Genomic DNA, 12417 nt, shown 5'->3' with positions numbered 1-12417 from the left:
AAAGAGACATCTCTGTATGCTGATAATAATTCAAGGAAATGTATGTATTTATTTACGAGTGAAGTAGTTAGCCCTGGACATCCAGATAAGTGTGCGGATATTATTGCAGATAGCATAGTTGATAGGCTCATTATTGGTGATCCAAAATCAAGAGTTGCGTCAGAAGTTTTTGTTGCTGGAAAACATATAATTATTGGTGGCGAAGTTACCTCAAAGACTAGAGTAACAACAGAAGAGTACAAAAAAATTGTTCATGACGCACTTGTTGGCATCGGTTATGATGGCAATCCATACTTTACAAAAGAGGAGTGTCTTCACCCAGAAGAGGTAGAGCTTCAAGTTCTTCTAAACTCCCAATCTCCAGATATAAATCAAGGTGTTGATAAAGAAGATGGTGAAGTTGGAGCAGGGGATCAAGGAATTATGTTTGGTTATGCGGACATTGAGACTGGGAACTATATGCCAAGTGCTATAACTTATGCAAGAGTTTTGATGGAGAAAGTTTATAATTTTGCAAAAGAAAATCCTTCAAAATTGGGTGTTGATATAAAGACTCAGGTGACTATGGATTATGGTAAAAAAGAGAATTTTGAGAATTGTAAACCACAGAAAATTCACACTATTGTAGTCTCTGCTCCATGTGTAAACACTATGGATATAAAAACAGTTAGAACCTTGATTCAAAGTTTGATTGATGAAGCTGGACTCCCAAGTGAGCTTTATAACAAAAATGATTGTATTGTCCACATAAACCCAACTGGCAAGTATGTCTCTCACTCATCACTGCATGATTCTGGACTTACGGGAAGAAAACTTATAGTTGACAGTTTTGGTGGATATGCACCAATTGGTGGTGGAGCGCAGAGCTCAAAAGATTATACAAAAGTTGATAGAAGCGGGCTTTACGCTGCTAGATGGATTGCTAAACATATAGTTGCTGCTGGACTTGCAAAAAAAGCACTTGTTCAAATCTCTTATGCCATAGGTGTAGCACGCCCTACTTCTATTGCGGTTGATACTTATGGAACGGCTATAAAAGGGGTTGATGATGATAAACTCTCAGAATTTGTACTACAAAATTTTCCATTAACTCCAAATTGGATTACTCGTAAATTTTCCCTTGATTATCCATCTAAAGAGACCTTTCTTTATGCAGATGTTGCGGCTCGTGGACAAGTTGGTCAAAGTGACTATCCGTGGGAAAAGTTAGATGAGTTAGATAAATTTGAGGCATTAAAATAGTCATGAGTTTAAGAGATAAGATTACAAGAGGTGAGCGAATCGACTTTGATGAAGCTCTCTTGCTTTATGAGATGGATTTTTTTGAACTTGGGGATTTAGCAGATTCCATTCGTAAAAAAAAGCATGGAAAAAAGAGTTATTACAATATTAACCGTCATATAAATCCTACCAATGTTTGCGCTGATGTTTGCAAGTTTTGTGCATACTCAGCAACTAGAAAAAATCCAAACCAATACACAATGACGCATAATCAAATCATGGAAATTGTTAAAGATATTGACTCTCGTGGTGCAACAGAGGTTCATATAGTTTCAGCTCATAATCCAAATACTGGAATGGATTGGTACTTAGAGATTTTCAAAAAAATCAAAACAGCTTATCCGCATCTACATGTAAAAGCTTTAACTGCTGCTGAGGTCGATTTTTTATCTCGTCAATATGGTAAAAGTTATGATGAGATTCTTGATTTGATGGTTGAAAACGGTGTTGATTCAATGCCTGGTGGCGGGGCTGAAATATTTGATGAGAAGGTAAGAGATTTTATCTGCAAGGGTAAAGTTACATCTGATCAATGGTTTGAGATTCATAGAAAATGGCATGAGAGAGGCAAAAAAAGCAATGTTACTATGCTCTTTGGGCACATAGAGAGTCGTGCCCATCGCATAGATCATATGATGCGAATAAGAGAACTTCAAGACAAGACAGGCGGTTTTAACTGCTTTATCCCACTTGTATATCAAACTGAGAATAACTACTTAAATATAAAAGAGCCAATAACTGCAAATGAGATATTAAAAACTATGGCGATAAGCCGCATAGTTTTAGATAATGTTGCTAATTTAAAAGCATATTGGGTTACTTCAACTGTAAATTTAGCCCTCGTTGCTCAAGAGTTTGGTGCAAATGATTTAGATGGTACGATAGAAAAAGAGTCCATAAACTCCGCAGCAGGGGCAAAGAGCGCAAATGGCGTAAAGCTTGAAGATTTTAGAGCGCTTATAAAAAACAGTGGTTTTATACCTGTTGAGAGAGATAGCCTTTATAACGAAATATAATCAAGGATAGAGTGTGCTAACATTTACAAAAGAGACAAAAGTTACACTTCTATATATAGCTTTAGCTTTTCTTTTTTCTGTTGCAATTAGGATGATTTGGTTTTATCAGTTCGTAGATTATGAGCCTTTTAGATTTAATGCTCAGCTTATGATAAACACAAATGATGGCTATTACTGGGCAGAGGGTGCTAGAGATATTTTAGCTGGAGTTCATCAAGATAACGATCTCTCTGCAGTCGATCTTGCAGCATCACAGTTGAGCGCTCTTTTTGCATACATCTTGCCTTTTTCTTTTGAGAGCGTTATCCTCTTTATGCCTGTTTTTCTTGGTTCACTTATAGTTATTCCTATAATTCTAATAGCTAAGAGTATAGATAATTTGGAGATGGGATTTATAGCTGCACTTCTAGCTAGCATCGCTCATAGTTACTACAATAGAACTATGATAGGCTACTATGATACAGACATGCTAAACATTGTACTTCCTATGTTTTTGCTATGGTCTATTATCTGGGCAGTTAGAACAAATCAAGATAAATATTTATTAATCACAGCAGTTGATATTTTAATTTACAGATGGTGGTATCCACAAAGTTATTCGCTTGAGAGCGCATTTTTTGCTCTTATACTTCTTTACACTCTTTTATATGAGAGAAAAAATAGTTACAACTATAAACTGCTAGCTATTATGATGTTTGCAATGGTTGGTTTTGAGGGGTATATAAGAGCCATTTTTGTTCTAATAGCCTTTTACATGTATAAGCAAGAGAAGTATGATAGATATGTGCACTCAGTTTTGGCGTTCTCTATTGTTCTGTTTTTTGTCTCTGGCGGGTTTAATCCAATATGGGAACAACTTAGTGGATATGTCTTTAAAGATGCGATAAGTGTGGGACAAGAGGGTCTTAAGCTTCACTTTTACTCTGTAAAGCAGACAATTAGAGAGGCTGCAAATATACCTTTTATAACTTTCGCAAATCGTATCAGCGGGCATGTTATAACATTTTTAGCTTCCATTATTGGATATATCTATCTGGTATATAAACACAAAGTGATGCTCTTTGGACTTCCATTAATTGGACTTGGATTTTTAGCTTATGTGGGAGGGCTTAGATTTACTATCTATGCGGTTCCAGTCTTGGCCTTTGGAGTCGCCTTTTTGATTAGCGAGATTGCTAGATTTATGCCAAATAGAAGAGTCAAAGTTTTCTCCATGAGTGCTCTTACACTCCTCATTTTACTTCCAAACATAGTTCACATTGAGGCATACAGAGTTCCAACTGTTTTTAATGCAGATGAGGTAAAAGTGCTAGATATGCTAAGAGGAAAAGCTAATAGAGAAGATTATGTTGTTGCATGGTGGGATTATGGGTATCCAATAAGATACTATAGCGATGTAAAGACTCTAATAGATGGGGGAAAACATAGAGGAGATGTAAATTTTCCTGTTAGTTTTATGCTTACAAATCCTCAAGATGTATCAGCAAAACTTGCCAGACTTGATGTTGAGTATAGTGAGAACTCTTTTGAAGATAAAAATCCAACGATGTTTTCAAATATAGAAAAAATGACAAAAGAGTATGGTTTTAGTGATACAAATGACTTTTTACTCTCTCTTGAAGGAGAGATTGAACTTCCTAAAAAAACAAGAGATATCTACTTTTATCTTCCACATAGAATGCTAGATATATACCCAACTGTTGAAATTTTCTCAAATCTTGATTTAATGAATGGAAATATGAAAAATCGCTCTTTTTTTTACGCAACAAAACAGTTTAGGCAAGAACAAAATATATTAAATCTTTCTCAGGGTGTAGTAGTCGATTTAAAAGAGTTTAGTGTAAATATTAATAACAACAAAGTGCCCATAAAAAGGGTAATCCAGAGTGCTTATGATAAAAATATGAAGTTTACAAAAGAGGTAGAACTTGTAAATCCAAATGGTGAATTAAACCTAATTTTTATGTCAAGTTACAACACTTTTTTAGTTGTTGATGAGAAAACTTACAACTCTGTGTATATTCAGTTATCTGTTTTGCAAGAGTATGATAAAATGCTATTCGAAGAGGTTATTATAACCCCTCATGCAAAAGTATATAAGTTAAAAATTTAATTATAGAGGCTAAAATATGCCAAAAGAGAATATGAAAATAAGAAAATGCCTTTTCCCAGCAGCGGGTTATGGAACAAGGTTCCTTCCAGCTACAAAGGCAATCCCAAAAGAGATGCTTCCTATCCTTACAAAACCGCTTTTACAATATGGTGTGGAAGAGGCTAGAGAAGCAGGAATAGATACCATGGCAATAGTAACAGGTCGTGGAAAAAGAGCAATTGAAGATCACTTTGACAGATCGTTTGAACTTGAGCATCAGATAGATGGAACTTCTAAAGAGATACTGATGAAAGAGATACGTGATATTGTTAAAAATTGTACTATCAGTTACACAAGACAAGGCGAAATGAAAGGGTTGGGTCATGCTATTTGGACAGGACAAACACTTATTGGAGATGAACCTTTTGCAGTAATTTTAGCAGATGACTTGTGTGATAATGATGGTGAGGCTGTTTTGACACAAATGGTAAAATTGTATGAAAAATATAGATGCTCTATTGTAGCTGTTGAAGAGATTCCGCTAGAACATAGTAATAAATATGGAGTAATTGCGGGACATGAAGAAGAAGATGGCGTTATTAGAGTAACGAATATGGTTGAAAAACCAGAGAGTAAAGATGCTCCTTCAAACTTAGCGATAATTGGAAGATATATATTGACACCTGATATTTTTGATATTCTAGAAGATACTAAACCTGGAAAAGGTGGAGAGATTCAGATAACTGATGCACTTTTAACGCAAGCAAAAACGGGTGGAGTAATAGCATATAAATTTAAAGGAAAAAGATTTGATTGTGGAAGTGTGGATGGTTTTGTAAAGGCTACAAACTTTTTTTACAATAAAACTCAAGAGTAGAGATGCAATATCAACACAACTTTAACCCCTCTATTTCAGATGAGGATGTATTTACTCAGATACAAGCAGAGAGAGAACATATAGGTTACTATAATCTTGTTCATCAAGAGACCTCTGCACTAAAAGAGTACGCTTCAAGCGTTAATCAAAAAAATATTGTAGTAATTGGAATAGGTGGAAGTACGCTTGGAACTTATGCAATCTATAAATTTTTAAAATACTCTAAAAATCTAACAAAAAAGCTCCACTTTTTAGAGACAACAGACCCAATAGATATACAATCAAAGATAAAAAATATAGATTTAGAAGATACTCTCTTTATTGTTATATCAAAGTCTGGAACTACAATAGAGACTGTATCTATTTTTAAATATATAAACTCTTTAGTTACATGTGATAAAAATAATAGCGTTGTAATAACAGAGAGTGATTCAAAGTTAAATGAGTATGCAAAAGCAAATAATATAAAAAGTTTTGAGATACCAAAAAATGTAGGTGGAAGATTCTCAGTATTTAGTGCTGTTGGACTTCTTCCTTTAGCTATTGTTGGCATAGATATTGATGAGCTTTTATTTGGTGCAAAAACTGCTTATGACTCATTTTTCAACAAAGAAGATACATACGAGAGGATAGTAAAGAAGGCTAGATTTTTTGTAGAGTATAAAAACAGTTTCAATATAAATGTACTTTTTTCTTATTCATCAAGACTTGATGGTTTTAATAACTGGTATATACAACTTTGGGGTGAGAGTTTGGGCAAAGTTGATATAAACTCTACAAGACAGGGACTTACTCCAATCGGAATTATTGGCCCCATTGATCAGCACTCTTTTTTACAGCTCATTGTTGAGGGGAGACGTGATAAGACAGTCACTGTTATAAAAGTTAATGATTTTGAAAATAACCTAAAAATTCCTCAAGTTGAGCTAAGGGGTCTAGAAGAGTTAAACTATATAGATAATATAGAGTTCGCATATCTTATAAACAAACAAGCAGATGCGACAATAGAGTCTATAAGAAATTTGGGTGATATTCCATGTGATGTTATAACGATAGATAGAGTGAGCGAGAGAAGCATAGCAGCACTTATGTATGAGTATGAACTGCTTACTTCTGTTTGTGCTAAGTTTATGTATATAGATGCTTATAACCAACCTGGTGTTGAGGCTGGAAAAGTTATACTTAAAGAGAAGCTCCAAACAGGTAGATAAGAAAAAAAATGGGTATGTTTAGACTAAAACATGCCCTACAAATTTGCTCATATTGTTTAAAATCTCATCTCCTTTTCTAAAACCAACTCCAGCTCCCTCATAAGCAAAGAAAACTCCAGCTTGGTATTTTGCTCCGCTAGAATCTCTGTTTAGTTCAACATACTCTTGATATATCTTTTTATGATTTTTATATGGACCATCTTGCTCTTGAAGCACTGTTCCATCTATATCTATTATTGCTATGTTTGCTCCCTCTCTTCCAAAAACACTTTTTTGAACCTGTTTTACTCCTCTAAGAGGCTCAAAGGAGCTCTTTAGAAGATAAGGCGAATCAGGAAAAAGATCGTATAAAATTTTCAACATCCCTTTTGATTGAAAAAGAAGAGTATATGCAGGGTTTAATATGATTGCGCTTTGATTTTGCATAATAGTTGTTAGCATTGTAGCAAGCTCAGGCTCATCAGTTGCGATATCTTCCCAAGGGTAGAGTTTAAACCAGTACTCATACTGGTTGTCATCTCTATCATAGATTCCATCTTCATCAAACTTAACATCTCCAAGATACTCAAAACCAGTATTAAATCCAGCGTCTGTCGCAATCTGTTGAAGCAACCTTGTAGTTGCCTCTTCCTCGTCATTGCCAGCTATTGAAGAGAATAGTATTTTCCAGCCATCATATCTCTCATCAAAAAGCTCTGTATCTTCAAAAAGGGTAACAAGGCGCTTAAAATTCTCTTTTATAGCTTCATATACATTGTTGAACTGCTCTGATTCGTCCATATTGTTGCTCTTTAGTAAACCCCACTGTAAGAGTGCGGTCTCAAAGAGTGATGTTGGTGTGTCTGCATTAAACTCTAAGAGTTTTATTTGCGCTCCATCAACTCCTCCAGCGAAGTCAAATCTAGAGTAGATATGCCAATGAACATCATTTTCCCAACTCTTCTTAATCGCCTCTATCAGATTAAAAGGAATCCCTAGTTCAAAAAAAAGATTATTTTCTATAACATATTCGGCTGCTTTTGCGTACATGTCATATATCTCATTTGCAGCTTCATAGTAAGCCTCAGCTTCATCATGTGTTATGTTTACAAGAGTGTCACTTATATAGTTGCTCTCATCGCTATCAGTATGCCATGTAAATCCTAACTCTTCTAGTTGTGCTGGTTTTAGAGGTTTGATTTTAGTTAAATTTATCAAAAGTTAGCTCCCGTATGATTGATTAGAAGGTGTTGAACTGCTAGAGCCACCAAAGTAGCTCTTTTTAGCAGAGGATGAGCCACTCTTTGAGTCGCCACTAGCTGGACGAGAATAAGCGCTTTTATTTACAGAGGATGATTTTGATGCAAAATTTTTGTTATTCATCAAAGCATTTCCTATCATATTTCCCAAAAGTGAACCCGCAGCAACTGCAAGGATAGTTCCCGCTAGTCCCATTCCAGCACTTCCTTCGTTACTGCTTAGTGTCTCGGATGTACCATCTTGAACTTTTTTATACTCCTGTTCTGCTAGAGCTTTCATCTCTTCTTCACTCATAAAGCGCTCAGTTTTATTTCCATTTGCATCTAACTCACGAATAATTGCTCTACTTGGACCCTCAGTTGGCATCTCCTCAATCACAACATATTTTCCATCCGCTTGTTGCTCAATGACTAGAAATTTATTTTGTTGTTGCCCTTGCTGTTGTTGTTGCCCTTGCTGCTGCTCTTGTTGTTGGCTGCTTGATTCACATCCGCTTAGAACGCTCATCATAGCTATACCAGCACTTCCAAGTGCTACACCATTTGTTATTGAGTATATATGTTTCATTAAATCAAATCCTTTTTCTTTAAAGTTACTATTTTAGAAATATCACTACGATAGAAAGTAATCTCTTCTCTTCCCTCATAGATAATATTGCCTATATATGTAAATTTTGCACTACGCAGAGTAATGTTTTCTTTCATAAACATCATCTCTCCCACCATATAACCAAAATCTTCAAATAATGTAACAAAAGTAAATATAGATATTATGACTATTGGTATGAGAGAAACTTTGTAGTTTTTTATATAGATAACCATCCATCCAAAAATTATAGAGAGTGAGAAAAATAGATACCAGTTTTGGTTATCTACAAATAAAATATTGTAATAGAGGTCTATTTTATAAAATTCTATATAGTGAAGCAAAACTCCTAAAAAAAGAAAAAAATCTAGTATGAAAGTGATAAACATACCTGTCAATAGTGCTTGAAATGCTTTGCTCATCTTAACCTTCTTAGTTTTTTAGAGTTGATTCTTAGAAGTTTTGAAGAGGCGTTTTCAACTAAGAGCTCTATGTTTTCTACTATTATATCAGCTTTTGATTCACAAAAATCTCTATCAAATCTCTCGCCGCTTCTATTTGCAGAAGTTGAATAAAACCATGGAGCATCTCTTAATATCTGAGAATTTAGAGGCAAAAGAGCTACTCTAAATGAGAAGTTATTAATAATAAATGATGTTTTTTTTGAGCGGCGAACTAAATTTTTTCTGCTATTTGGCACCCTTTTAAAATCATTTATAAAACTCTTAAAATCTCTAAAAACTTTTATAAATGGTTTTGTTTGAGGGCGGGATTTTATCTCATACAATTCTCGTGAATTTTGTGAGAGAAAACCGACAGTAGTGTCGGTTTGGGTAAGTATTACACTCATCTTTTATGCTAAAAAATCTTGCAGAGCCCTTGAAGAAGTCCAAGAGTCATTTTTCATCTCATCAAGAGCTAAAATAAGTGCTCTTGCTGCGCTTAGTGTTGTAAAGTAAGGTATGTTTCTCTTTAGAACTTCTTGGCGAATAACAATAGCATCTTTTTTTGAAGTATTGTTATCAGATGTATTAATCGCCATATCGATTGCATCATTCTTCATGCTATCTTCAATATTTGGACGACCCTCCGAAATCTTTAAAACTACTTCACAAGGAATCCCAGCTTCTTCAATTGATGCTTGTGTCCCTTTTGTAGCAAGAAGTTTAAAGCCATGTCTATGAAGAGCGCTTGCGATTTCAGAAGCATATTTTTTATCTGTATCTACAAAAGATAAAAAGCAGGTTCCCTCTGTAACAATTCTGTTTCCAGCAGCTATTTGAGCCTTTGCAAAACTGATTCCAAAGTTAGAGCTAATGCCCATAACTTCACCAGTTGATTTCATTTCAGGTCCTAGAACTAAATCTGCGCCATATAGTTTATGGAAAGGAAATACTGCCTCTTTAACAGAGATATGACCTTTTAATCGAGGTTTTAAGAGTCCATTTTCTTCCATAACAATGTTGTACTTGTCATAGTAGTTCAGAGCATTTTTTAGAGTTTCTCCAACCATTACACGAGTTGCAACTTTTGCAAGAGGCATACCAGTTGCCTTGCTAACAAAAGGAACAGTTCTACTAGCTCTAGGATTTACTTCTATGAGATAAATTTCATCTTGATAGATTGCGTACTGAACATTCATGAGACCACGAACACCAAGACCAAGTGCTATAGTTTTTGTCTGTGCTTCAACTTGATCTATTAGCTCTTTTGAGAGACTGACAGGAGGGAGTGAGCATGCACTGTCCCCTGAGTGAATACCAGCTTCTTCAATATGCTGCATAACAGAACCGATGTAAACATCTACGCCATCACAAATTGCATCAACATCAAGTTCAATTGCCTGATCTAAAAATTTATCTACAAGTACTGGAGCATCGTTACTAACAAGTACAGCTAAGTCCATATATTGGCGCAGTTCTTCTTGTGAATAGACGATTCTCATGCCACGCCCGCCAAGAACATAAGATGGGCGAACTAAAACAGGAAAACCAAGTCTTAATGCTATATCATGAGCTTCATCTTTTGTACGAGCAAGACCATTTGCAGGCTGTTTTAATCCATGAGAGTTTACAAAGTTGGAAAACTGCTCTCTATCTTCTGCTAAATCAATTACATGTGATGGAGTTCCAGCTATATTTGCTCCTATTTTAGTAAGAGCATTTGCTAACTTTAGAGGAGTTTGTCCGCCAAAATGGACTATTACACCATCTGGTTTCTCATTTTCAATGACTTCTCTAACATGTTCAAAATCGATAGGTTCAAAATAGAGTACATCTGAAGTATCATAATCTGTTGATACAGTTTCAGGATTACAGTTGTACATGATAGTCTCAATGCCCATCTCTTTGAGCGCAAATGCAGCATGAACACAACAGTAGTCAAACTCAATGCCTTGTCCTATTCTGTTAGGTCCACCGCCTAAAATTAGAACTTTTTTCGCCTCGCTTACTCTGTTTTTTACATTTGGAAGCTTTGTTATGTTAGTCGTTGAGTAGAGGTATGGAGTAAGCGCTTCAAACTCTGCAGCACATGTGTCAACCTCGTTATACTCTAAGTTTACGCCTAAAGTTTTTTTAGCTTTATAGACATCATCTTCCGTTATCTTTGTTTCTGATTTTTGACTTATTAATTGAGCTATTCTTTTATCTGAAAAACCGTCAACTTTTACACTTCGCATAAATGTCTCATCGCTTAATATTTTTTTATCAATGATTGATTCTACTTTTATCATCTCTTCAATTTGATACAAAAACCACGGGTCTATATTACATGTGTCAAACATCTCTTCTATGCTCATTCCACGACGGAATCCCTCTGCAACATATAAAATTCTATCTGCATTTGGACGGCGAATTTCATGCTTAATAAAATCAAAATCAGCGTCAATCGGGTCAAAACCACAAAGTCCAGTCTCAAGTGAACATAGAGCTTTTTGGATAGATTCTTTAAAAGTTCTCCCTATCGCCATAACTTCGCCAACACTCTTCATGCTTGTGCTTAGAGTGCTTTGTGCTTCTGGGAATTTCTCAAAAGTGAAGCGAGGTATCTTTGTAACAACATAGTCAATTACAGGTTCAAATGACGCAGGAGTGCCTGTAATGTCGTTTGTAATTTCATCAAGAGTAAAACCAACAGCTAAAAGTGTTGCTACTTTTGCGATTGGATAGCCAGTAGCTTTAGAAGCAAGAGCAGAAGAGCGAGAAACACGAGGGTTCATCTCAATAACAATCATACGTCCAGTTTTAGGGTCAATTGAAAATTGAACGTTACTTCCACCAGTATCAACACCAATCTCTCTTAAAATATCAAAAGAGGCATCACGCATTCTTTGGTACTCTTTATCTGTTAGAGTAAGTGCAGGCGCAACAGTTATGCTATCGCCAGTGTGAACGCCCATTGGGTCAAAATTCTCAATTGAGCAGACGATAATACAGTTATCCGCTTTATCTCGGATAACCTCCATCTCGTACTCTTTCCAACCGAGCATTGACTCCATAATCTCTATTTCACTAACTGGAGATGCAGAGATACCTTCTTGTGCCAGTATTTTGAACTCTTCCATGTTGTATGCCACACCGCTTCCGCCACCAGCTAGTGTAAACGAGGCTCTGCTTATAACTGGAAAACCTATCTCAAGTGCAACTTCCAAAGCCTCCTCAACACTATAAGCGTTACGGCTTTTTGGTAAATCCATACCTATTTTAATCATAGCTTTGTTAAAAGCTGAGCGGTCTTCACCTTTATGAATAGCCTCTGGAGATGCACCTAAGAACTCCACACCCTCTAACATACCTTTTTTATACATGCTAGTGGCAACATTAAGTGCAGTTTGTCCACCCATTGTAGGTAAAACAGCATCAACTTTTTCATCTTTTATGATTTTAGCAATTATATCTTCTCTGATAGGCTCTATATATGTTCTATCTGCAAATTCAGGGTCTGTCATAATAGTTGCAGGATTTGAATTGATAAGAACCACACGGTAACCTAACTCTTTTAGAGTTTTAACAGCTTGCGTTCCAGAGTAGTCAAATTCACAAGCTTGACCGATAATAATCGGACCTGAACCAATAAGTAAAATAGTATGAATGTCAGTGCGTTTTGGCATTGTTT

At 35.6% G+C, this 12417-nt stretch carries 10 protein-coding genes; 5 read left to right on the top strand and 5 right to left on the bottom strand.

Annotated features, from left to right (window positions below):
• The first annotated feature begins 42 nt into the window (after positions 1 to 42).
• From metK to SUDEN_RS07690, 5 genes are read left to right on the top strand one after another with little or no spacing between them, the layout of a single operon-like run.
• Positions 43 to 1242 carry a methionine adenosyltransferase gene (metK, locus tag SUDEN_RS07710; protein ID WP_011373105.1) on the top strand — a complete coding sequence of 400 codons (1200 nt, stop codon included), beginning with the start codon at positions 43 to 45 and terminating at the stop codon, positions 1240 to 1242.
• A gap of 2 nt (positions 1243 to 1244) precedes the next feature.
• On the top strand, positions 1245 to 2297 hold the full coding sequence (gene mqnE, locus SUDEN_RS07705; protein WP_011373104.1) for an aminofutalosine synthase MqnE: 1053 nt from the start codon (positions 1245 to 1247) through the stop codon (positions 2295 to 2297).
• A gap of 13 nt (positions 2298 to 2310) precedes the next feature.
• Positions 2311 to 4410, top strand: a complete 2100-nt coding sequence (locus SUDEN_RS07700; RefSeq protein ID WP_011373103.1) for an STT3 domain-containing protein — start codon at positions 2311 to 2313, stop codon at positions 4408 to 4410.
• Between the two features lie 16 nt (positions 4411 to 4426).
• Positions 4427 to 5266: a UTP--glucose-1-phosphate uridylyltransferase GalU gene (gene galU / locus SUDEN_RS07695; RefSeq protein ID WP_011373102.1), complete on the top strand. Its 840-nt coding sequence runs from the start codon at positions 4427 to 4429 to the stop codon at positions 5264 to 5266.
• A gap of 2 nt (positions 5267 to 5268) precedes the next feature.
• A complete protein-coding gene (locus tag SUDEN_RS07690) occupies positions 5269 to 6477 on the top strand; it encodes a glucose-6-phosphate isomerase (RefSeq protein ID WP_011373101.1) in 1209 nt (402 codons plus the stop codon).
• An 18-nt stretch (positions 6478 to 6495) separates the two neighbouring features.
• On the opposite strand, the gene SUDEN_RS07685 is transcribed toward SUDEN_RS07690, so the two are convergent.
• Genes SUDEN_RS07685 through carB form a run of 5 tightly spaced genes read right to left on the bottom strand, consistent with a single transcriptional unit; the run spans position 6496 to position 12412 of the window.
• Positions 6496 to 7674, bottom strand: a complete 1179-nt coding sequence (locus SUDEN_RS07685) for a glutathionylspermidine synthase family protein (protein ID WP_011373100.1) — start codon at positions 7672 to 7674, stop codon at positions 6496 to 6498.
• 3 nt (positions 7675 to 7677) lie between these two features.
• A complete protein-coding gene (locus SUDEN_RS07680; protein WP_011373099.1) occupies positions 7678 to 8283 on the bottom strand; it encodes a hypothetical protein in 606 nt (201 codons plus the stop codon).
• Positions 8283 to 8723: a hypothetical protein gene (locus SUDEN_RS07675; protein WP_011373098.1), complete on the bottom strand. Its 441-nt coding sequence runs from the start codon at positions 8721 to 8723 to the stop codon at positions 8283 to 8285. Before SUDEN_RS07675 ends, SUDEN_RS07680 begins: the two co-directional genes overlap by 1 nt.
• Positions 8720 to 9151, bottom strand: a complete 432-nt coding sequence (locus SUDEN_RS07670) for a Sua5/YciO/YrdC/YwlC family protein (protein ID WP_011373097.1) — start codon at positions 9149 to 9151, stop codon at positions 8720 to 8722. Before SUDEN_RS07670 ends, SUDEN_RS07675 begins: the two co-directional genes overlap by 4 nt.
• A 3-nt stretch (positions 9152 to 9154) precedes the next feature.
• Positions 9155 to 12412 carry a carbamoyl-phosphate synthase large subunit gene (carB, locus tag SUDEN_RS07665; RefSeq protein ID WP_011373096.1) on the bottom strand — a complete coding sequence of 1086 codons (3258 nt, stop codon included), beginning with the start codon at positions 12410 to 12412 and terminating at the stop codon, positions 9155 to 9157.
• Positions 12413 to 12417 lie beyond the last annotated feature (5 nt).

It is taken from the genome of Sulfurimonas denitrificans DSM 1251, from assembly GCF_000012965.1.
In the GTDB taxonomy this organism is placed as follows: Bacteria; Campylobacterota; Campylobacteria; order Campylobacterales; family Sulfurimonadaceae; genus Sulfurimonas; species Sulfurimonas denitrificans.
This window is presented reverse-complemented; position numbering and strand designations above follow the sequence as displayed.